Source organism: Xylanibacillus composti (assembly GCF_018403685.1).
Classification (GTDB): domain Bacteria; phylum Bacillota; class Bacilli; order Paenibacillales; family K13; genus Xylanibacillus; species Xylanibacillus composti.
This window is the reverse complement of the sequence record NZ_BOVK01000080.1, coordinates 1-22,850: the sequence shown is the minus strand read 5'-3', so window position 1 is coordinate 22,850 and position 22,850 is coordinate 1. Positions and strand designations below refer to the sequence as shown.

At 52.4% G+C, this 22,850-nt stretch carries 19 protein-coding genes and 1 other RNA gene; 18 read left to right on the top strand and 2 right to left on the bottom strand.

The features are described 5' to 3' along the window. The first annotated feature begins 122 nt into the window (after positions 1 to 122). From murA to XYCOK13_RS20575, 3 genes are all read left to right on the top strand, one after another. Positions 123 to 1,370 (top strand): UDP-N-acetylglucosamine 1-carboxyvinyltransferase, encoded by a 1,248-nt coding sequence (gene murA / locus XYCOK13_RS20585; RefSeq protein ID WP_213414130.1) that lies wholly within the window; start codon positions 123 to 125, stop codon positions 1,368 to 1,370. An 84-nt stretch (positions 1,371 to 1,454) separates the two neighbouring features. Then, on the top strand, positions 1,455 to 2,744 hold the full coding sequence (rho, locus tag XYCOK13_RS20580) for a transcription termination factor Rho (protein WP_213414129.1): 1,290 nt from the start codon (positions 1,455 to 1,457) through the stop codon (positions 2,742 to 2,744). 80 nt (positions 2,745 to 2,824) lie between these two features. Continuing rightward, complete coding sequence (locus XYCOK13_RS20575) at positions 2,825 to 4,102, top strand: radical SAM family protein (protein ID WP_213414128.1); 1,278 nt, start codon at positions 2,825 to 2,827, stop codon at positions 4,100 to 4,102. Between the two features lie 223 nt (positions 4,103 to 4,325). Here XYCOK13_RS20575 and XYCOK13_RS20570 read toward each other — a convergent pair whose 3' ends face one another. Then, on the bottom strand, positions 4,326 to 7,757 hold the full coding sequence (locus XYCOK13_RS20570; protein WP_213414127.1) for an S-layer homology domain-containing protein: 3,432 nt from the start codon (positions 7,755 to 7,757) through the stop codon (positions 4,326 to 4,328). Between the two features lie 67 nt (positions 7,758 to 7,824). After that, positions 7,825 to 8,067, bottom strand: a complete 243-nt coding sequence (locus XYCOK13_RS20565) for a hypothetical protein (RefSeq protein ID WP_213414126.1) — start codon at positions 8,065 to 8,067, stop codon at positions 7,825 to 7,827. 121 nt (positions 8,068 to 8,188) lie between these two features. On the opposite strand from XYCOK13_RS20565, the gene XYCOK13_RS20560 reads away from it, so the two are divergent. The 15 genes from XYCOK13_RS20560 to XYCOK13_RS20490 all read left to right on the top strand — a co-directional run bounded on the left by XYCOK13_RS20560 (position 8,189) and on the right by XYCOK13_RS20490 (position 22,621). Beyond that, the gene (locus XYCOK13_RS20560; RefSeq protein WP_213414125.1) at positions 8,189 to 9,184 is read left to right on the top strand and encodes a substrate-binding domain-containing protein; all 996 of its coding nucleotides are present in this window, start codon (positions 8,189 to 8,191) and stop codon (positions 9,182 to 9,184) included. 1 nt (position 9,185) lies between these two features. Further along, entirely contained in the window at positions 9,186 to 10,649 is a 1,464-nt protein-coding gene (locus XYCOK13_RS20555) for a sensor histidine kinase (RefSeq protein ID WP_213414124.1), read from the top strand. Beyond that, on the top strand, positions 10,624 to 12,195 hold the full coding sequence (locus XYCOK13_RS20550; RefSeq protein WP_213414123.1) for a response regulator: 1,572 nt from the start codon (positions 10,624 to 10,626) through the stop codon (positions 12,193 to 12,195). Before XYCOK13_RS20555 ends, XYCOK13_RS20550 begins: the two co-directional genes overlap by 26 nt. A gap of 194 nt (positions 12,196 to 12,389) precedes the next feature. Beyond that, on the top strand, positions 12,390 to 13,445 hold the full coding sequence (gene xylF, locus XYCOK13_RS20545; protein ID WP_213414133.1) for a D-xylose ABC transporter substrate-binding protein: 1,056 nt from the start codon (positions 12,390 to 12,392) through the stop codon (positions 13,443 to 13,445). A 98-nt stretch (positions 13,446 to 13,543) separates the two neighbouring features. After that, complete coding sequence (locus XYCOK13_RS20540; RefSeq protein ID WP_213414122.1) at positions 13,544 to 15,064, top strand: xylose ABC transporter ATP-binding protein; 1,521 nt, start codon at positions 13,544 to 13,546, stop codon at positions 15,062 to 15,064. Between the two features lies 1 nt (position 15,065). Next, positions 15,066 to 16,244 carry a sugar ABC transporter permease gene (locus XYCOK13_RS20535; protein ID WP_213414121.1) on the top strand — a complete coding sequence of 393 codons (1,179 nt, stop codon included), beginning with the start codon at positions 15,066 to 15,068 and terminating at the stop codon, positions 16,242 to 16,244. Between the two features lie 114 nt (positions 16,245 to 16,358). After that, positions 16,359 to 16,556 (top strand): 50S ribosomal protein L31, encoded by a 198-nt coding sequence (gene rpmE / locus XYCOK13_RS20530; RefSeq protein WP_213414120.1) that lies wholly within the window; start codon positions 16,359 to 16,361, stop codon positions 16,554 to 16,556. Positions 16,557 to 16,617: 61 nt separating this feature from the next. Further along, a complete protein-coding gene (locus tag XYCOK13_RS20525; RefSeq protein WP_213414119.1) occupies positions 16,618 to 17,016 on the top strand; it encodes a hypothetical protein in 399 nt (132 codons plus the stop codon). 83 nt (positions 17,017 to 17,099) lie between these two features. Then, positions 17,100 to 17,365, top strand: an RNA gene (ffs, locus tag XYCOK13_RS20520) — signal recognition particle sRNA large type. A gap of 260 nt (positions 17,366 to 17,625) precedes the next feature. Next, positions 17,626 to 18,996 carry an ATP-binding protein gene (locus XYCOK13_RS20515; RefSeq protein WP_244865295.1) on the top strand — a complete coding sequence of 457 codons (1,371 nt, stop codon included), beginning with the start codon at positions 17,626 to 17,628 and terminating at the stop codon, positions 18,994 to 18,996. A gap of 70 nt (positions 18,997 to 19,066) precedes the next feature. Continuing rightward, on the top strand, positions 19,067 to 20,869 hold the full coding sequence (dnaX, locus tag XYCOK13_RS20510) for a DNA polymerase III subunit gamma/tau (RefSeq protein ID WP_213414118.1): 1,803 nt from the start codon (positions 19,067 to 19,069) through the stop codon (positions 20,867 to 20,869). Between the two features lie 14 nt (positions 20,870 to 20,883). Continuing rightward, a complete protein-coding gene (locus XYCOK13_RS20505; protein WP_213414117.1) occupies positions 20,884 to 21,204 on the top strand; it encodes a YbaB/EbfC family nucleoid-associated protein in 321 nt (106 codons plus the stop codon). Positions 21,205 to 21,241: 37 nt separating this feature from the next. Next, on the top strand, positions 21,242 to 21,838 hold the full coding sequence (recR, locus tag XYCOK13_RS20500) for a recombination mediator RecR (RefSeq protein ID WP_213414116.1): 597 nt from the start codon (positions 21,242 to 21,244) through the stop codon (positions 21,836 to 21,838). Positions 21,839 to 22,035: 197 nt separating this feature from the next. Continuing rightward, the gene (locus XYCOK13_RS20495) at positions 22,036 to 22,356 is read left to right on the top strand and encodes a DUF2508 family protein (protein ID WP_244865294.1); all 321 of its coding nucleotides are present in this window, start codon (positions 22,036 to 22,038) and stop codon (positions 22,354 to 22,356) included. A 1-nt stretch (position 22,357) separates the two neighbouring features. Further along, positions 22,358 to 22,621, top strand: coding sequence for a pro-sigmaK processing inhibitor BofA family protein (locus XYCOK13_RS20490; RefSeq protein ID WP_213414115.1), 264 nt, complete (start codon positions 22,358 to 22,360; stop codon positions 22,619 to 22,621). The last annotated feature ends 229 nt before the right edge of the window (positions 22,622 to 22,850 follow it).

Here is a 22,850-nt window from a genome sequence, read left to right as displayed (position 1 = left end):
GCTTCACTTTCGGGTTCGGTTCAATCGGGCCCCGCGAAAGTATTTGAGATGGCTTCGGAGCAACGCTTCACTTTCGTGGGATCTTTTATGTTATGCAGCACGACGGAGGGAATAGGATAGCTATGGAGAAACTGATGATTGCCGGAGGCCGTCCTCTTCGCGGGACTGTGCAGATAAGCGGCGCCAAAAACAGCGCGATTGCGCTAATTCCGGCAGCCGTATTATCGGAAACCCCGGTGACCTTGGACAATTTGCCAGCGCTAAGTGATGTTGCCATCTACTGCGAATTATTGCAAGAGCTGGGCTGCTCCGTAGATTGGAATGGGGACGAACTGAGCATTGACCCGACACATATTCGTTCGGTCCCTATGCCTAACGGGAATGTCAAGAAGCTTCGGGCGTCTTATTATTTGATGGGGGCGTTACTGGGCCGTTTCGGTGAGGCGCATATCGGCATGCCCGGAGGCTGCAACTTCGAGCCAAGGCCAATCGATCAGCATATAAAGGGATTCGAGGCGCTGGGCGCAGTTGTTACGAACGAGAATGGCGCACTTCACCTTCGGGCGAAGGAACTGCGTGGCGCCAAGATTTATCTGGATGTTGTCAGTGTAGGCGCAACCATTAATATTATGTTGGCTGCCGCACGCGCCAAAGGCACAACCGTCATTGAAAATGCAGCGAAAGAACCGGAAATCATCGATGTTGCCACTCTCCTCAGCTCCATGGGAGCGAAGATCAAGGGGGCTGGTACAGAAACGATCCGGATTGAAGGCGTGGAATCGATGCATGGCTGCAGGCATTCCATCATCCCTGATCGCATTCAAGCAGGTACGTATATGATAGCTGCAGCTGCCACAAAAGGCGATGTCCTCATTGATAACATTATTCCGAAGCATATGGAAGCACTAACCGCAAAAATGCAAGAAATGGGCGTTCATATTTATGAAATGGATGAAGCGATTCGCGTAGTGGGTCAACCGGAGTATCAGAGTGTCGATGTCAAGGCGCTCGTGTATCCCGGATTTGCGACTGATTTGCAATCGCCGATGACCAGTCTGCTAACGCAAGCCAGAGGGGTTAGCATTCTAACCGATCAGGTATACAGCAATCGCTTTAAGCATATCCCTGAATTAAACCGAATGGGCGCAAAAATCAAGGTAGAAGGGCGTTCGGCGATTATTGAGCATGCCGAGCTGCACCCGGCAAAGGTGAAGGCTAGCGATCTTCGGGCAGGGGCTTCGTTAATCATTGCGGCATTAACGGCGAAGGAAGGGGTTACGGAGGTAACGGGGGTTGAGTTTATAGACCGCGGATACGACCGTATAGTAGAGAACTTGTCCGCGTTAGGAGCGGAAGTTTGGCGAGAGTGAATGAACTGCCTTCAAAAAGGGAAGGCATAGAGATATAGAGTAATAGAAGCGATACGAAATTGAATAACGTGGGTGGTACACGATATGGAAATGAATTTAGCCCAATTGGAAGGGCTGAAACTGACGGAGCTTTATGCATTGGCCAAACAGTATCAAATAGCCTACTACGGCCAAATGAAGAAAAAAGAGCTAATCTTCGCGATCCTGCGGGCACAAGCGGAAGAAAGCGGATTTATGTTTATGCAAGGTGTTCTTGAAATCTTGCCGGAGGGCTTTGGCTTTTTGAGGCCCATTAATTATTTGCCTAGCTCGGAGGATATTTATATTTCAGCCTCGCAAATTCGCAAATTCGATTTGCGGACAGGTGACTTGGTATCAGGCAAATGCAGGCCGCCGAAGGAAAATGAACGATATTTCGGACTCCTCCATGTAGAGGCAGTCAATGGCGAAAATCCGAACAAGGCCGCAGAACGGCTTCATTTTCCCGCATTGACTCCTCTATTTCCGCAAACCAAACTCATCTTGGAAACTTCCCCAACTCACCTGGCAACACGAACCATGGATTTATTATCTCCAGTAGGATTAGGGCAACGCGGATTAATAGTTGCGCCGCCTAAAGCGGGCAAGACGCTGCTGTTGAAGCAAATTGCCAACAGCATCTCGACCAACTATCCGGATATTGAGCTATTCGTGCTGCTGATTGATGAACGGCCGGAGGAAGTCACGGATATGCAGCGTTCGGTTAAAGGGGAAGTCATTGCTTCGACCTTCGATGAGCTGCCGGAGAATCATATCAAGGTCGCGGAGCTTGTGCTGGAAAGAGCGATGCGTCTGGTGGAGCATAAGAAGGAAGTTGTCATTTTGCTGGACAGCATTACAAGATTGGCTCGGGCTTACAATTTGGTTATTCCGCCATCAGGACGAACCTTATCCGGGGGCATTGATCCGGCAGCCTTCCATCGGCCGAAGCGCTTTTTCGGCGCAGCTCGAAATGTGGAAGAGGGCGGAAGTCTGACCATCCTGGCCACTGCGCTGGTTGAGACCGGATCGCGTATGGACGATGTCATTTATGAGGAATTTAAGGGAACGGGCAATATGGAGCTGCATCTCGATCGCAGGCTGGCCGAGCGTCGTGTCTTCCCGGCAATCGATATACGCCGATCAGGTACGCGGCGGGAGGAGCTGCTGCTTAGCAAGGAGCAGCTGGATAAGATCTGGGCGCTTCGCAAGACGATGAACGATTCGCCGGATGTAACGGAAGCGCTTCTGAAGAAGCTGAGAGAAACGAAGACGAATGATGAATTTCTGGCATCGCTGGACTCGACCGCCCCAAGCACCACGCGTCGTCCGCGCAGCACCATTACCCAATCGTAATGGATATGCAATAATTGAGGAACGGCAGAGCCTCAGACGGCTTGGGCCAACCTCGAAAGCAAGAAAGGAAGAAAGCGAGCATGTACGCGGTTTATGCAGATCCACAAGGAAATGTCTTCGAACATGAGCAATATCTTGCACTAGGCCGTGGCGGCGAGATGCTCACCGAGCTCGTCCCGGAGGAATGGATTCCGCTTCCGGAAGGCGCGACCTTGGTCAGCTTGCCGGGCACACGGGCTGTGGGCTTGCAAGCAGACAGCGAAAGCATGGCGCTCTTGCCGGAGGAATGCACAGCGGTAGGGGCGTTAATGCCGCAGGGCTTCACCCGCTTGTATTTGCCCGCATATGTGAAGGCGGACAAGGAGGCGGTGCTTCCATTGTTTGGCTATACGGCGGTTGCTTGGAAGGACGGCCAGTTTTATGTGGCAGCCGATCCGACGGATGATCCGGAGCCGTGGAATCCAAGGAACTGCGATGTGGACGAGCTGAATGCGAAGGTGGATCAGCTTAAAGCGCGCTATCCGGACAATCGTCTCTATGAGCATTTGTCGCACTGCGCTTTGTCCTATGAATGCCTTACCGCTTCGAATACGTTCCTGCAGCGGCTGGAGGGAGCCGTGCCGGTGTCCTTCTCCTGTAATGCCGGCTGTTTCGGGTGTATTTCCGAGCAGCCAGAGGAGCGGGCTTTCGTTGCTCCGCAAACGCGTCTGAAATTCCGGCCCAGTGTGGAAGAAGTGGTCGAAATTATGCTGGAGCAGCTGAAGGAGCCGGAGGCGATCATCAGCTTCGGCCAGGGCTGTGAAGGGGAGCCTTCTACTCAGGCACCCACGATCATCGAGGCGATTCGCCGGGTGCGGGAGCAGACGGACAACGGCTATATCAACATTAACACCAATGCGGGCTTGACCGACCATATCAAAGGGATTGTAGATGCCGGGCTGGACTTGATGCGCGTGAGCACGATCAGTGCGTTGGACGAGCATTACAACGCATACTATATGCCGCGCGGCTATACGTTGGCGAATGTGGAACGCAGCCTGATTTATGCGGCTGAGCAAGGGGTCTATACCTCGATCAACTACTTGATCTTTCCCGGTGTCACAGATCGGGAGGAAGAAATTGAGGCCATGCTGGAATTCGTCAAGCGTACGGGGCTGAAGTTGATTCAGATGCGGAACTTGAATATTGACCCGGAAAGCTACTTGAATCTGATTCCAAAGCCGCAAGGCGAGCTGTATGGCATGAAGCAGATGCTGGAGATCTTCCGGGCAGAGCTTCCGGATGTCGTCATTGGTTCGTACACGCATGTGCCGCCGCTGGCACAGCGCAGACGGAAGCGTCCCGCCGCTTCCCGATAAATCGTGCGAGCAAACTGCCCACCGTCGAAGGATTTGACGAAGGGGCAGTTTTTTCTTGGTCTGGGATCAAAATAGCGGGAATTGCAACATGACAACGATTTTATAAGCTTAGGCGTTAGAAAATTTGCTTAATAGTGATTGCACGAACATAGCAAGATAAAAAGAGCGGGGGCCTGCGCCTCCGCTCTTTTTATCTCTTCACCTGTCGAGACAGTTAATGAACCTAGTCGATCAAATCCAGCAACCGCTTGATCATGGAAATCGCTTCGGCTCGGGAAGCGTTCGCCTTCGGATCAAAGCTCCCGTCAGGTCTTCCGCTGATCAGCCCCAAGGAGGCCGCAGATCCGATCGCCGACTTCGCCCATTCGCTGGCCGCCTCGATATCAGCGAATTGTGCAGCGTTCACCGCGGTCTGCAGATTTGCTGCATCTACACCCTTCGCTTTGGCGTATGCCTGGACAATCATCACGGCCATTTGTTCACGGGTAATGCGCGTGCTTGGCGCAAAGTGATCCTGATCCACTCCGTTCACAATGCCGGCGGTGAATGCTCGATTGACGGCTTCCGCGTACCAGCTGCCTGATGGCACATCGGCAAATTGTTTGTCCGACCGCTCTTCGAGCTGCAGCGTTCGCACCAGCAATGCAGTGAACTCAGCGCGGGTGATCGGCGTGTTTGGAGCAAAGCTGTCGGCAGTTACCCCTTGTGCAATATGGCGGGCGGCCATCGTTTCTATATCAATTTGCGCCCAGTGTCCCTGCACGTCCTTGAAAAGCTTATGGTAAGCAAAGACAGTAAACTGGGAGAAATGGTCGGTCTCAAATTGCACTGTGCGCCCATTTGCGCTAACCTTGCCGCCGATATACGCCCAGCTTCTTTGCCGCTCATTGTAATAGTATGCACCGAGCTTATGCAGTTCGCTTGTTTGAGCGCGCACATGCATAGCGATCTTCACAGGCTTCAGGAACGATGACACGGCTTGTTCATTGATCTGCAGCTTCAGATCGATAACCGGTGCTACGGCAGCGGTCCCTTCCGGTCTATTGTTCAAGGCTCCGTCTGATGTAGCATCCAAGATAGTAAACACTAATGTACCGCTTAACCGGCTGTCCGCCACAAAGCCTGGTTCGAACGTATACGTGGCATCGTTCGTTTCAATGCGCCATGCTTTCTGCTTGGCGTTGGCCTGTTTCACCAATTCGGCAGACAGCTCGACGATCACGCCATTTACTCCAGCCTCCGCCTTGGCGTCAATTATGATCACCTCGGCATCGCCGTCAATGGCATCTTGTATGCGTCGTTCGTCCGGCTTCACGGTGATGATCGTTTTGCTGTTTTCTTCCGACTCATTGTTGTCAGTGGTTGGGAAACCGCCGCCAAAGAATCCGCCGCCAGGGCCGCCTCCGAAGCCGCCGCCAGGAATGGCGAGCGTCTTCACCGAGGTCGTTCGGGAAGTCCCGTTGCCTGCAGCATCATAGGCCGTCACGCGCACATCGTAGGTCGTGTTCGCATTCAGTCCACGGAACGTAACGCCGTTCACATCCGGCGAATAGTCGTTCCACTTCCGGCCGTTCAAGTAAACCGCATAGCCCGCAAGGGTGTGATCATCGACAGCATGCGGCCAAGTAAGGCGGAAGCCGGAAGTTGTCACATCTGATGAGGCGAGTGCATTGTTGGCCCAGCTTGGCCCGACTTTGTCTGCTGTAAAGGTAATGGCATGCGGATTCGGCAGCGCATCGCCCAACTTATCCTTGAGTGCGTCAGCAGGAATGTGAACATTGTAAGACACACCGTGTGACAATGGGGCGGTTGGTTGAATGAGCAGCGCATCCCCATCAAGAGCAGTTTGGGTCGGCACCGAGCCGTTCAAGCTGGTCAGCGCGATTTGGTTGAAGTAAACAGATGCCGTTACGGACGCGTTGAAAAATACCGGAAAGGCCCCATTCTCTTCATTGTAGTAGTGATCATACATGAACATGTAGCTGTCAGGACTTAATGTCACACCGACAGCATCCCAAGCACGCTTCACGATGCTTCTGACTTCCTCTTTTTCCTGTTGCGTCAGAGACAGATAGTCGACGGCTTGCAGATAGGCAAAGCGGGCGTCCATGAAATCAGAGGCTGGATGCAAATAAGTGGTCAATGCCCGGTAAGTGAGCTGTCCCAACAAGTAGCGGCCATCGAAGTCCGCGTCTTCCAGATGGGTAGCCATCAGGTAAGCGGCATGGTTCGGAATGCCGCTGTTGATATGCACGCCTCCGTAATCACCGGCTTCTGTGTTCGGCAGGTAGACATATTCATTCATATGCTTCGGCTGCCATTGCAGGCCACGGTGAGGATTGGCCAAATCCCGCAGTGGCACAGTCCCTGCATCCTCGCCAATCGTCCAGTCGTCGGCATCGAACACAACCGCCATAATGTCCGCGATCGATTCGTTCAAGGCGCCCGACTGGTTTTCATAGAGCAGGTTGGCCGTGTGCTCGATGACCCCATGTGTCAATTCGTGCGCAACGATATCGTTCGCGCAAGAGAGGCAATTGAACAGAGCATCGCTGCCTTCTCCGCCGTCCCCGTACCACATCGCGCCCAATGCCCAGAAGGCATTGTCGAGAGGAATCTCTCGTCCGGTGCTCAAGTCGATATCGACGACATGTACGAAAGAATATAAATCCATTCCTTCGTCATCAATACTGTCACGACCGAACTGATCTCTGTAAAACTCATAAACTTCGCCAGTCCAGTAATGGGCATCGACGGCATGGGTGTCGGTGAAGCCATGGCTCGTTTCGCTAGAGATGGGCTTAAGGATATAAGCAGAGTTGCCGTACTCCGCGTTCAGGGACGCGTAGTCCATCGTAATAATCAAGCCCTGTTCTTCCAGCGCTCCCGAGCTGAGATCCAGATAGCGCTCCAGATCGATAGGCGCGCCATCATACATAGCGCGTGAGGCATCAAGCGTATAGTAGCGTCCGTCCGTGTGATCCCGGCTTACCTGCAGCGGCAGCACGCCGAAGGTGCCTGTACCTGATCCCTCAACGGGAGAGACGGCATGCCTCGTTTTATTAATTGCATGAATCAAGCGACCGTCCTTCGCATCCACGAAGGCGATCCAACTGCCGATGGAGGGAACCATATAATCAGCTTCTACTTGATAAGCCAAATAATAGCGATCGTCATACGGATAAACAACAAGCTCGGCAGCAGGCGGGGCAATCGGGAAGGATTCTTGACCCGTGCCGAACTGCACGGGCTGGCCATGACGTTCCTCCAGAAACAAGCCGAGCACAGCAATGGCTTCCTCGCCAGTCAGAACAGGCGTGACATCAAGCTCCAAGCCGTTGAGCGCATCGTCGAACTTGTCGGTGGCCGCGTAAATTTGATTAGCGGCATTCTTGTGCACATAGGCATACTTCCCGTATACCGGGATGCCTTTATATTGCTGCTGATAGAGCACATGGCTTTTGCCTTGGGCATCCCGCTTAAAACCCGCAATGCTCATGGAATCATTCGTGCCGGGATAAGGGGGGAACGGCAGCTGGACATCGTGACTCAGTGCAGCAGATGCCGCCAGTCCGCTATTGGCCGGAACCACGCACGCCATCATGACTATTGCCACAAATAAAAGGAACGCTTGACGCAGTTTTGGGTAACGCATAGAAACTATCACTCTCCCAATAAAAATTGAACACGAAAAAAAACACAAGGGCTGTTTCACTCGCAACCTATGCTTGCATCATCCTCTCGCTCAAGGCCTCCTCACCGTACATCGGCGGGATTTCATCGTTTTTTCGAGACAACGCCAATGAATTGAGAAGTTTTCTATCTATTACAGAATACATTTTAAGAGGAATAGTATGGAAAATCAATAATAGAGTGAAAGAAAAAAATCCAGTATCATTTTCCGGAAGATTAGCATCGAACCCTGCTTCAACAGCGGCCAGAACACATACCCTTGCCCTCTGCATGGAAGATACCTCCCAACCCCCGACAGCAGCCCGAGAGCGATTCCAACAATCGTTCCCCACTCAAATGAGGTTGTGCTAAACTAATACAATAAAGCGCTTTCATGAAAAAGGGTGTGGAGGAATGAAGAGAGCAACGATCTGGTTCATGGGGTTCAGTCTTTTTATAGTGGCTCTTGGCTTCTCTGTATACTACAGCTATCAGGTATATCAAGGCCACAAAATAATTTCGGGCATTTATCAGCAGGATGTGGCGGGACCGGCACCGTATCGGATAGTCGTAATCGGCGAGGAAATCGGAAATCCCTTCTGGAGCATCTTCAAGCAAGGTGCGTTCCCTGTGGCTGAGCAGCACGGGGTAGATCTGGAATTCTGGGGGACGCTTCGTCCGAATAGCGAAGAGATGATCAAAAACATGGAGATCGCCATTGCCTCGAATGTGGACGGGATTATCGTGCAGGCGGTAGCTCATCCGGATTTCAGCCGACTCATACTGCTGAAAGCCTCGGCGGCGGGCATTCCGGTTATTACCGCTGCCAGCGACATGCCTGCCGGACCGGAAGCATTGCGCAAGACATATGTCGGATCCGACCATTTCCAGGAAGGGGTACGCATGGGCGAACATGTTGCTGCACAAATGAACGGGTATGGGAAGCTAGGCATCATTATGGGCCGCACCAATGTTAGCAACCAGGCGTTGAGGCTGGAAGGCTTGCGTCAGGTCCTGGAGCAGTATCCAGAGTTCGAGGTGATCGAGAATCGGCCGGAAGAGCTGGATGCCGAACAGGATGTGATGGCGGGCATCCGAGCGTTGTTGAATGAACATCCAGATTGCAAGGTGTTCATCGGGCTCAGTTCGGAATCGGGGGAAAAGATTGTGGAAGCGATTAAGCGCAGGGCACGGATTGAGCCGTACGGAATTTATTTTTTTGATGACAATATGGAAACGGTCTCTCTCGTCCGGGACGGCACGGCGGACGGTGCAGTCATACAAAATCCGGAGGAAATGGGCCGCAAGAGTGTCGAATTGATGCTGCGTTGGCTGGAAGGCGTTCATATTCCGCTGCCGGACGTGTACCACACTCCGTTCGAGCTCATTACAGATGGGGAAGCGATGTAGCATGAGGCGCATACAGAATCAAATAGTGCTTCTGTCCGTACTTGTATGGATCATCATGGCGGCAATTTGGCTCCTGATGAATGCTTATACGCAGCAATCGATCAACAAGTACAACGAAATTCTGAGCCGCTACATGCTGATGAACGGGCTGGCACAGCTGAGCAGCAGCGCGATGGGCGAGCTCGATCGGTATGTGCAAGCGCCGCATGGAGACATGCTCGGCTCCTATGAACGGCTGCGCGAGCAGATCGAGCAAGGGAGAGAGAACTTGTATCGCCTGCGACATAGCCGGAACCGCATTGAATTGACGAACTACTACTACGTCAGCGAGAGTCAGCGTGAAGAGATGGACCGGGTTGTCGCCATCGTTCGTGACGGGGCAGACGGAGATTACGCCAAGCACTTTGAGGAAGCGGAGAAGCTGTCCCAGTATTTGCAGGATTCGGCGATGCGCCTCTTCAGTACGGAGCTGACTACATCGGAGCAGGTTTACCGCGAGATCATCCAGCAGAGCGAATATGTTATGCGGCTGGGCATATGGATATTGGTGATGTCCTCCCTGATTTTGTTTTGGCTTTCCTTCCGTTTTGCACGCAGCATTACCCGACCGATTATCGAGCTCACCTCCGCTGCGAAGGATATCTCACGAGGGAACTTCAATAAGCCGATCTCCTTGCAGGGCAGTGACGAAATGGTGTTTCTGGCGCGAACTTTCGACCGAATGAGAGAGGATATTCGCAATTATATTGAGGAGATTCGCAGCAAGGCGCAGGTCGAGAAAGATTTGCAGTCCCATAAGCTGCTGCTGAAGGAAAGCGAGCTGAGGCATCTGCAGAGTCAGATTAATCCGCATTTCCTGTTTAATTCACTGAATATTTTGTCTAAAAAAGCTTATCTTGAAGGTGCGCCGGAAACGTGTGAGCTCATTACATCTGTCTCCAACTTGCTCCGCTATAACTTGCGGCGATCTGACGGGACCGTAACGATACAGGAGGAGCTGCAGGTGCTCGAAGAATACATGACGATCCAGAAAGCGCGGTTTGGCGAGCGTGTCACTTATCAGGTTCGGGTTGAGCCTGGCTGTTCAGCATTTGTTATTCCTGCTTTGACACTTCAGCCGCTTGTGGAAAATGCCTTCATTCATGCCATAGAACCTTCTGAAGAAGGGGGAGCAATCGAAATAGACGTTGCGGATGAAGGGGAGGCGGTTTGCGTGCAGGTGCGGGATACAGGCAGCGGGATCCCGGAGGCCGCAATTCAACAGGCGCTTCAGGGGAGAAGCGTGGACAGCGGCAAAGGGCATTCCACGGGCATTGGTCTGGGCAACGTGATTCAGAGGCTCCGTCTGTACTATGGGCAGGAGGATATTATGCAGATTACAAGCTCTTCTGAAACTGGTTCTTGCTTCACGATGAAATTGCCGAAGGGGGCTGGGCTTCATGATCAAGCTGCTGATCGCGGATGACGAGCATATAGAACGAATGGCCTTGCAGCGAATCATTGAGGAAGGACTGCCGGATGTGAAGGTAGTTGGCTTGGCACCGAGCGGGAGAATTGCCGTGGAACAGGCGGAACTGCTTGAACCTGATCTCATTCTGATGGATATCAGCATGCCTGGCATGGATGGGCTGGAAGCATTGGCGCGGATTCGGGGGAAGCGCCCGGGAGTTACATGCATCATGGTTTCGGCTTACGATGATTTCGAATATGCCCGTCAGGCTATCCGACTGGGAGTGAAGGATTACCTGCTCAAACCGACCAGGCCGGCAGATATTGTACAAACCGTGCGTGCGGTAGTTGATGCACTGCAGGAGGAACGCAGGGAGGAGGGACGGCGGGAGCAAGAGCGGGATCGTCTGGAGAGGCTGCTGCCAATCGCTGAAGCCGATTTCGTCACCCAACTCCTGTTCGATCATGTGCATGAAGTGCATGTGGCTGAGATGCTGCCCTGCGCTGACCAGTCTGTTCAGTATACCGTGGCTGTCCTGACTGTGGTCGCCCGTCAGGAAGATGCAGGCTTGGGGAGGGAAGAAGAGTGCGCCTGTTACCGCGTCCTGAAGCAAGTGATTCATATGCATGCACAGGCGAGAGTAGGTCCAATGGTCGCCCGGCAGATTCCCGTAATCCTGCTGCACCCAAGCGGGGTGAGCGGCGGACAATCCTATCGTTCGCAAGCAGCGCTTATGCTGCGCAAGCTGCTGAACCGCATGCACAATCATCCTCACTTCGCATTGTTTGTCGGTATAGGCACTCCGGTGGATGAACTGGATAATATTCGGCTATCGTATCATGAAGCGCTGCTGGCATCAGCGGATCTCAGTCTGCCGGCCAAGCACTGTTTTTACGAAGATTTGAAGCATACCTCCATTGACGAAGCTTCTTATTTGGAAGTGGAGAAGCAAGTTTTGGAGGCAGTGCGCTGCGACAATCGTGATATTCTTCGCCAGCAAGTATTGCGGATTGTCGATGCTTATGCGTGCGGTGGCCGTGCCCTGCTGGAAGCGCAGCAGAGACTGCTTGACGTGCTGCTTATCGTGTGGCGGCTCCTCCAAGAGAGAGGAAGCGATGTGGATAAGCCTTATTTCGCTTCGCAATCGGCCACCTATGCCCAGCTGCGGGCTGCTACCAGCATACTGTTGGAGCGCTTGCTGGCATCGGCTGATGAGCAGAGGCAAGCCATGCAACCGGAGGCCTTTGCCAATCTTAAGTCTTACATTATGGACCATGCGCATAAAGACCTCTCCTTGGAAAGTATCGCCCGGCACGTCCAGCGCAGTCCATATTATGTCAGCAAGCTGTTCAAGGAGCACTTTGGCATGAACTATATTGATTACCTGACTGCCTGCCGGATCGAGAAGGCCAAGCAGCTGATGTTGGATAAGGAGAAGAGTCTGAAGGCCATTGCTGTTGAGGTAGGTTATCATAACCCGAACTACTTCTCCCGCGTATTCAAAAAAATATGCGGAAACTCCCCCACTGCCTATCGCGCCCGCCTGTTTGGCGGGAGCTAGGCTCTTTTTTTATCGAGTTCCGCAGCAGACTTCCGGCGTATGGCTGCTTTCGCAGATAATCCCTAAGGGAAATCAAAAAAGTGAAGATGTTTGCAAAAATGTGCAGATGATCGAAGGCAAGCTGAAGCCAAAACGATGATAAGGTGGAATCGTAATAAGCCATTACACGAAACGAAAGGGGAAGGGAAATGCGAATGAAAACGTGGGGGATTGTTCTTGGGACTGCCGTCTTGGTCCTGATGCTCGCCGCATGCGGAGGCGGCAACGCGAGCACCGGCGGCAGCAGCAACGGCAGCGGCGGCGGCGGTGACGACAAGATTGTGATCGGCTTCTCACTCGACACGCTGCAGGAGGAACGTTGGGAGCGGGATCGGGACTTGTTCGTCGAGCGGGCCAAGGAGCTTGGTGCGGAGGTTAATGTGCAATCGGCGAATAGCGATGACGCCAAGCAGATTGCCCAGGCCGAGAATCTGATCAGCCAAGGGGTTGACGTCCTGGTTGTCGTGCCGCACAACGCGGATGCCGCGGCAGCTATTGTGGAGAAAGCCCATGCGGCTGGCATCAAAGTGTTGTCGTATGACCGACTGATTAAGAATTCTGATGTGGATCTCTACGTATCCTTTGACAATGAGCGCGTTGGGGAGATGCAGGCCCAGGCAATCGTCGAAGCTGCCCCTGCCGGCAAATATGTGTACATTGGCGGATCAGATACAGACAATAACGCGCATCTGTTCAAGCAAGGAGCCTTTAACATATTGCAGCCGAAGATCGACGCAGGGGAAATCGAGATTGTGTATGACCAGTGGACGAAGGATTGGAATCCGGCAAACGCCTTGGCCAACATGGAGAATGCGCTGACAGCGAACAACAATGACATCGACGCTGTGGTAGCTGCCAATGACGGCACGGCAGGCGGCGTTATTCAAGCATTGACCGCTCAAGGACTGGCAGGCAAAATCCCGGTATCCGGACAGGATGCGGAGCTGGCTGCCGCTCAGCGGATCGTGGAAGGTACACAGACGATGACTGTTTACAAGCCGATTCGCGAGCTGGCGCGCACTTCCGCTGAATTGGCGGTCAAGATGGCCAAGGGAGAAGAAATCGAAACTGACAACACAGTCAATAATGCGAAGATCGATGTGCCTTCGATTTTGCTCGATCCGATCGCAGTCACGAAGGACAATATGGACGATACGATCATTGCAGACGGCTTCCATTCCAGAGAGGATGTATATAAGAACGTGGAGTAACGCGCAGTTCGAAGCACACATAAGGAAGGGGTGTCTGTGGCGAGCTCGGACACCCCTTCTCTCGCGAATTCACGAATTCATCTCTTGGAGGAAAGCATATGGCTGCAATTGCGTTGGAAATGAGGAATATTACGAAGACGTTCCCGGGCGTGAAAGCGCTGGATCAGGTTACTTTCCAGGTGAATCAAGGGGAGATTCATGCGTTGTGCGGAGAGAACGGTGCTGGCAAATCGACCCTTATGAAGATTCTGAGCGGCTTGTATCCTGCAGACAGCTTCGAAGGCGAAATTTATATGAATGGCGTGCGTCAGCAATTCCAGCATATTAAGGATGCGGAACAGGCCGGTATAGCGATCATTTACCAGGAGCTGGCTTTAGTCAGGCAAATGAAGGTGAGTGAGAATTTGTTCCTGGGGAACGAGCCGAGGCGATTTGGCATCATTCAGTGGGACGAGGTTAATCGCGAAAGCGAGCGCTGGCTTAGGGAGGTTGGACTTCGAGGCATTAAGCCAGATCAGATTGCCGGTACATTGGGCATCGGCCAGCAGCAGCTTGTGGAAATTGCCAAAGCGCTCTCCAAACATGCGAAAATATTAATTTTGGATGAGCCAACTGCTGCTCTGACTGAGCATGAGGTGGAAATTCTGTTGAATATCCTGAAGGATTTCCGCAGTCGCGGCGTGACGTGCATTTATATTTCTCATAAGTTGAATGAAGTTTTTGAAATTGCGGATACGATTACGGTGCTGAGAGATGGCCAAACGGTGGCCACGAAGCCTGCCTCCGAGTTGTCAGAGGACCAGGTGATCTCCCTGATGGTAGGCAGAGAAATCAAGGAGCGCTTTCCGCGCGTCGAGGCTATTCCGGGAAGTACGGTTCTATCGGTTCAGAATTACACGATATGGAGCAAGGATCTTCCTGGTGTGAAAGTGGTGGAGGATGTTTCCTTCGAGGCGCGAAGCGGGGAGATACTGGGAATCGCCGGACTGATGGGTTCTGGCCGGACCGAGCTGGTGATGAGCTTGTTCGGCGCCTATCCCGGCAAGGCAGAAGGCAAGGTGCTGCTGGACGGCAAGCCGGTGCGGTTCAAGAATACGGGCCAAGCGATACAGGCTGGTATGGCACTCGTTTCCGAGGACCGGAAGAAGGACGGGCTGGTGCTCGGAATGAGCATTCAGAACAATATAAGCATGCCCAGCCTCGGCCGTTTTTCTCCCGGCGGTGTCATTGACGAGAATCGAGAGGTGCAGGAAGCTTGGCATTACCACCGTTCGCTGCGGGTGAAAGCTCCCTCTGTAGAGACGATAGTAGGTACGCTGAGCGGCGGCAATCAGCAGAAGGTCGTCATTGGGAAGTGGCTCATGACCGAACCGAAGGTGTTGATTCTGGATGAGCCGACACGCGGCATTGATGTAGGCGCCAAGTACGAAATTTATACCATTATGAATGAGCTGGTCAGGAAGGGCGTGGCCATCATCATGATTTCTTCCGAGCTGCCGGAAGTGCTTGGCATGAGTCATCGCATCTTGGTATTGGGCGAAGGGCGCATGCGCGGCGAGTTCCATCATGCTGAGGCCACGCAAGAACGTATTATGACTGCTGCTACAGGAGGGAAGTAACATGAGTGCAGAGCCAAAACCGAAAATAACGACCGGGCCTGCCCGCAAGATTATCTGGTTCAAGATGGATATTCGCGCATACAGCATGATTGCGGCCTTGATCGCGATATGGCTGCTATTTTCCTTCATGAGCGATGCCTTCCTGACACCGCGCAACTTGTCCAATTTATTTTTGCAAATGTCGGTCACCGCTATTCTCGCTATTGGCATGGTCTTGGTTATAGTAGCCGGGCAAATCGATTTGTCTGTTGGATCTATCCTGGGCTTCACCGGCGGCGTTGCAGCTGTCCTGAACGTCTGGTATGACTGGAACACGATTCCGGTCATTCTTGTGACTGTGCTTCTCGGTGCGGTTATTGGATTTGTCCAGGGGTGGTGGGTGGCTTACCGTGCGGTGCCCGCGTTTATCGTCACTTTGGGCGGTATGCTGATCTATCGAGGGCTCCTCTTGATGGTCAGCCGCAGCCAGACAGTGGCCCCGCTTGATCCGTCCCTTCGTTATGTCGGCCAGGAATATGTTGTGCCGGTGTTAGGCTATATGCTTGCAGGCGCAGCGGTCGCGTTCGTTATCTTGAATACGCTGCGCAAGCGCAGGGCGCGCCGCAAATACGGGTTTGAGCTCGATCCGATGATGCTCGATGCCGGCAAGGTTGTGCTGACCGCCATGTTGATTCTGCTTTTCGTCCTTGTCATGAACCAGTATCAGGGCATTCCGGTGCCTTTTATTATCGTAATCGTGCTAGCACTGGTGTTCACCTTTATTGCCAAACATACGGTATTCGGCAGACAAGTATACGCGCTTGGCGGCAATCCGGAGGCTGCCCGCTTGTCCGGTATCAATATCAAGCAGAGGCTGCTGATGGTGTTTGTGTTGAACGGTACGCTGGCAGCTATTGCCGGGATTATCTATACATCGCGCTTGAATGCCGGGACGACCAGCGCCGGGGAAATGATGGAACTGGATGCCATTGCCGCGTGCGTGATCGGCGGCACAAGCTTGATGGGCGGTGCTGGAACAATAATCGGCGCAGTAATCGGCGCGCTTGTCATGGCTAGTCTCGACAACGGCATGAGTATTATGAATCTGGACAGCTACTGGCAATTTGTCGTGAAGGGCTCGATATTGATTCTGGCTGTTTGGATCGATATTTACAGCAGACAGAGAAAAAACCATGTGTAAGACTGGCTTGGAATTTCACCTTGCAAGGCAGGTAGACGCATGCTATAATTCTTTTACTGTGTCATTTTTACTCTGGATTTGCCTAGAATCCAGGGCGGAAAGAGGTGAAGCAAGATGAAAACGGAAATTCAGCCGAAATATCACGTAACGACCGCTACTTGCGCTTGCGGCAATACGTTTGAGACGGGTTCGGTTAAAGAAAATCTGCGCGTGGAAATTTGCTCGGTTTGCCATCCATTCTTTACAGGGAAACAGAAGTTTCTGGATGCCGGCGGCCGCGTAGACAAGTTCAAGAAGAAATACGGCATGTAATACAAGCATGCATATCAGATTCCCCCTTCAGCCATCCTATTGGCTAAAGGGGGTTTTCTCTGTGTGGAGGCATCATGGACGTTTATGGCTCGCGGTCTGCCTCTTGCTTCTGGCAGCAGGCTGCGGCAACGAAACCGGCGATGCGCGGGATTATGACCGCAATGACGGCTATCTGGGACTGACCAGCACCAATCCGAACGATCCGACCAATCCGGGTTACCACACTTATCGGGATGATATCCGAATGATACGCGGAACCCTTCGGGAAATTGAGGGCGTGAGGGACGCGCAGGTACGGATTGAAGCTGACACGGTGCGGGTGAGGCTGAACATCCCGGACGGCTACTCGCGCACGAAGATTGAGAACATTGAGAAAGAAGCGATGCATGCATTGGAGTTTATGCTTCCCCGCTATGACTTTTTCGTTACCAGCAACCAGAGCGAGGGCTACGATCAGTGAAGCGCGCAGCTAATGGTTGGCGCTGCCGTTAACTTTTTCCCTCAGGTTGCTATTTACCCTGTATTTCGCTATACTAATCATTACCGTGCTAGACGGGGAGGTAGCGGTGCCCTGTAACCCGCAATCCGCTGTAGCGGGGTTGAATTCCTGTTAGAGGTATTGCCGATGTGAGGCTGGCGTTTGCACGTAGTGTTGACGGCCGGGTCCTCCGCAATGGACGCTTGTGAACCCGGTCAGGTTCGGAAGAAAGCAGCCGTAAGCAAGAAGGTCCATGTGCCGGGGGGCAGCCTGGCCCGAGCTAACGACAAAAGTGCCGCTTGGATCGCAATCATCGATAACAGGTGCACGGCTTACATACCAGGGTTAACTTACAACGAATTCCCCAAAACATCATTCTTGATCCCGCATAGACAAGGATGGTGTTTTTTTGTTGCATTCTTCTCGGCTTTGCCGGATTATTGGAGGAAATTGACGCGATGCCAGAGAATAAGCAATGGGGAAAATACTTGTTCCAGGCTGTAAGGGGTGATGCCATTGTCCGAAAACGCAAAAATTCATTTGCCTTTTCCGATGGACAGGTTTGTTCATTGGTTGCAGGAGAAGTCATGCTTGTCTATGCTGATTTTTCGGGAAGACGGCTCCTGTGTATCCGCCAGCACCAAGCTGTTGGAGTTGCTTGGGTATTCGCCAGGGGATGCGCAATCGCTGCATACAGAGATTACGATGGACGGGCAGATTTGGAACCAGGTTCGCTCCCGCCTTGAAATGGCCACATCCGAGGAAGAGGAGTCCGCGTTCTGCCTGCGCAAAAAAAATGGTGAAACACTCGTTGTTCAGGCGTCTGTGTGCCTGATCGAGGATACTGGAAACGATGTGTACTATTATGCGTTGCTGGTACAAGAGCCGACGGTTCCGCCGAATATCCATCTGCTGCGGCAATTTTCCGACTCTTTCGTCAAAAGCGCGAATTTGGGCGTTCTGCTGTTAAATGACGCCTTCAAGCTGGTAGACATCAGTCCGATTGCCTGTCAGGTATTGGGGCTGGAACGCAGAACTGCATTAAATCAGCCGATGGACGCGCTGTTTGCCGCAGTGCCGGAGGAATATCAGCTCATTTCCCGTTCCCTGTTGGAAGGGGTGGTTGTTCGCAATCACGCTGTTGCTTGGACGAATGCCGAAACAAGGTACGAGCTTCTTCTGGACGCTAGTCTGCTATATGACGAAACAGGCAAGCGTATTGGCGCTTACGTTATTTTCAAAGATGTCACGAACCTTCGATCTCTGGAAGAGCAGGTGCAGCGAAGCGATCGGCTGTCGATGATCGGACAAATTGCGGCTGGAACTGCACATGAAATTCGCAATCCGCTAACTTCAATCAAGGGTTTTTTGCAAGTGTTGAAGAAGACGCTGCAAGGGCATGGCTTGCGCAGGGAATACGAATATACGCAGATTATGCTGAACGAAATTGACCGCATTAATAATTTGGTTAGCGAATTTTTGCTGTTAAGCAAGCCGAAGGACAATAAGTATACATCCGTCGACATCTCTTCTGTCATTCGTGACATCCTGCCCATTATCAATAATGAAGCGATTCTGCATAATGTTGTCGTGCAGTATGAAGCGGAAGAGGAGCTGCCGCTAGTTGTGGCAGATCGAGAGCTATTGAAGCAAGTGTACATTAATGTGAGCAAAAACGGCATTGAAGCCATGACCGAAGGAGGGACACTGACGATTCGCGAACGTCTGGATGAAGCCAACCAGTTTATCCATGTGGACATCCATGACACCGGTCCTGGCATACCCAGCTATGTAATCGACAAGATTTTCGATCCTTTTTTTACTACGAAGGAAAATGGCACAGGCTTGGGGCTGGCTGTATGCCAGAGAATTATTCATGATGCGGGCGGCCAGCTTCGCGTTTCCTCCAAGGGATTCGGGACAACGTTCACCATCTCGATTCCGTATGCCGGCACCTCCTAGTTTTTTTGACTACTGGGATGGTGTATAATGAAGGGACAAGTTCGACAAGACCCACCCATGGAGTTGAAACATGAGACATATTGCGTTATACCGCGCTTGGCGGCCTCAATCGTTTCGGGATGTGGTCGGACAGGAAGCCATTGTCCGCACATTGCGCAATTCCATAAGGGAAGAACGGTTTTCTCATGCCTATTTGTTCTGCGGGCCGAGAGGGACAGGCAAGACCAGTGCGGCTAGAATTATGGCCAAAGCGGTGAACTGCGAGCGATTTCCAGCGGATGAGCCGTGCAATGATTGTGAAAGCTGCAAGCGCATTGCCGATGGCACGGTCATGGATGTGTTGGAAATTGATGCTGCCTCGAACCGCGGCGTTGATGAGATTCGTGAAATTCGCGATAAAGTGAAATACGCGCCTACCGAAGTTCGCCTGAAGGTTTATATTATTGACGAAGTTCATATGCTGACTACAGAGGCGTTCAATGCGCTGCTGAAGACGTTGGAGGAGCCGCCTGCGCACGTCATGTTCATTCTGGCTACGACAGAGCCGAATAAGCTGCCTCCTACGATCATCTCCCGATGCCAACGGTATGATTTCAAGCGAATCGATCTGATGGAGCAGGTGAAGCTGCTTTCATTTGTTTGTGAGCAGGAGCAAATTCAGGCCGATGCCGAAGCGCTGCAATACATTGCGCGCTTGTCCGATGGGGGGATGCGGGATGCGCTCAGCCTGTTGGATCAGGTTGTTTCTTTCTGCGGCACTACGATTGGCTACGATCAGGTCGTCGCTGTTACCGGCGGCATTCCTGCGGATGAGTTTGCGCGGTTTGCCGGTATATTGGCAGATCGGGACGCCGCATCGGCATTGCGAACCATTGATGAGATGATGCAGAACGGCAGAAGTCCGGACAAGTGCATGGAGAACCTGATTTATTTCTTCCGCGATCTGCTGTTGCTCAAGCTGGTGCCTGGTGCGGCGGAGATGACGGAACGGATTTTGGATCCGGGACGATTTCAGGAGCTGGCTGACCGTTTCGAAACACAGGGCCTATTTGCCATCATCGATACATTGAATCATTACCAGCATGAGATGAAATATGCCTCCGGCCCGCAAATCCTGTTCGAGATGGCCATCTTGAAAATTTGCAGCGCCGCCGAAGTGCCAGCATCGCCCCCATCTGCCCAAGCTGAGGCTGCGGCGGGGGATGCGGCCTCGGCAGGGGGTTGGCAGGCGCTCGCCCGTAAAGTAGAATTATTAGAGCGCAAGCTTGAAGCACTTGGCGGCTCCGGCGCTGGAGGAACATCGCGTTCTCCGACTGGACTTGCGGCTGACAGAAGCGGGCCCGGGGCTGCTCCGCGTCCAACCAAGTCAGCTTCCGCTGCGCTTGGCCGACCTTTGAACGCACAGCTGGCCAAGTATACGGAGGAAGCATCCATCAAGGCTGCCTCCCAAGTGCTGCCTCAGTGGAGCAAAGTGCTTCAAGGGGTGAAGAGCCGGAAGATTACAGTACATGCTTGGCTCGTTGACGGTGAGCCGGTGTCTGCCGCAGAGGATGCGGTACTGGTGGCATTCAAAAATGCCATTCACCGGGACACGACAGAGAAACCGGCGAACAAAGAGCTCATCGAGCAGGTGATCGCGGAAATCTACGGCAAGCCGATGCGGCTGGACACTATCCTGCACAAGGATTGGGACGAAGCCTTGCTGAGCCGGCCTGCCGCAAGCGGCGATGGGCGAAAGCAGGAGCCTAAGGCAGAGGAGCTGCGTCTGGAGCCTCAAGACCTGCCCGAATCCGGCAAGCCTAAGGAGCCCTGGATTCACGAAGCGATCGAACTGTTCGGGGAAGATCTGGTCACCATTAAAGATGACGAATGAAAGGGACGATGAACATGCGTGGCAATAGCCAGATGAACCAGATGATGAAGCAAGTGAAGAAAATGCAGGAGCAAATGCTGAAAGCCCAAGAGGAACTCGGGAACAAGACGGTCGAGGGCTCCGCTGGCGGCGGTGTGGTCACTGCAGTGGCCAACGGTCATAAGAAGCTGATCAGCGTAACCATTAAGCCGGAGGCTGTAGATCCGGATGATGTGGAAATGCTTCAGGACCTTGTGTTGACTGCTGTGAACGATGCATTGAATCAGGCGGATGAGCTGGCTAATCAAGATATGGGCAAATATACCGGCGGCTTGAATATTCCGGGCTTGTTCTAATCTGATTTCTCATTAACAGGCAAAAGGAGCGTATCACTTGTACTACCCGGAACCGATAGCGAAGCTGATAGACTCATTTACCCGCTTGCCGGGCATAGGCAGCAAGACGGCGGCTCGCTTGGCCTTTCATGTCCTGCGTATGGATGAGGAGAACGTCGTCGAATTTGCAAAAGCGCTGGTTAGCGTGAAGCGCAATTTGCTGTATTGCTCTGTATGCTGCAATATTACGGATACTGATCCTTGCCGGATATGTCAGGACAAAACCCGGGACCCTTCCTGTATCTGTGTTGTTCAGGAGCCCAAGGATCTGATCGCCATGGAACGAATGAAGGAATACAATGGCAAGTATCATGTGCTGCATGGGGCGATTTCACCCATGGAAGGAATAGGACCCGATGAGCTGCGCGTATCCGAATTGCTGAATCGGCTTACCGATGAACGGGTGCAGGAATTGATACTGGCGACGAACCCCAATATTGAAGGAGAGGCTACAGCCATGTACCTTTCCCGATTAGTGAAGCCGTTCGAATTGCGGGTAACGCGCATTGCGCATGGGCTTCCGGTTGGCGGGGATTTGGAATATGCGGACGAAGTCACGCTGTCCAAAGCGCTTGAAGGCCGCAGGGAAATATGAATAGTTGCAGGATGAATTGTTTTAAGCTGAGCTTGTCCGGGATATCGGGCAAGCTTTTTTTGCGATTTTATACAGTCATGACAGTGGAAAAGGTTCTATTTTTCCGCTTAACCCGATATGTATGTGTTGAGGCTTGTTTTTGCAACTGCTTGATGATAATTGCGGACAAGTCCAATAGCAGAAATGGGGTGCGGTTAATGGGGTTGCGCAACTTATGGCGCTGGCTTCCCGGGCAAGCGGCGAGCCAGGAGCCTGAACGAAGGCAGCCGGTTTCGCAGGACATGGCACTTTACAGGGAAATCAAGGATGCCGAGCATAATTGGCGAGTGGCAGAGCAGCGTATGAATGAAGCAGTGGACAAGGACCAGATCGATTATGCCATCTATACGCTGGAAGCGGCCGAAAAGAGATATGAGATGCTGATACGCCAAGCAAAGCAGCGGAAGCTGAGAATCGGATTTGCCGAATGGGCCCAATACTTGGAGGAAGAACGCATTCGCAAGGGAGGGACAGGGTGAGATGCACAATGTGATGCTAGGCGTGCTAGTTGTCTCCATGTTGGCACTGTTCATATTGGTGTTGAAAAAGCGTTCCTCGGGCCGACTGCTTGGATACGCTGTGTTCCATGCATTGGCTGCGGCAGTTGCCCTATATCTGCTGAATACGACTCAAATGCTCGGCGATCTGACGATTCCGATCAATCCGGTATCTGTTATGGTGATGGCTGTACTGGGAGTCCCGGGATTGATTTTGCTGATTGCGCTAAAGGTTGCAGTGATATGAGGAAGCTTCCCTTGTGGGTCATATGATAAAAGTATTGACAAAGAGAGATGTGCCGTGGTATATTATTTCTCGCCGCTTGAAAGGTGAGCTGGTGGCAGTGCTTAACAAGCATACAGGCATGTAAGTTCGAAAGCTGTGTGATGTTCTTCGGCACTGTAGAAACGGGTGGAACTTGGAAAAAAGAAACACTTGCACATTCCAGTTCATCTGTGGTATATTAATAAAGTCG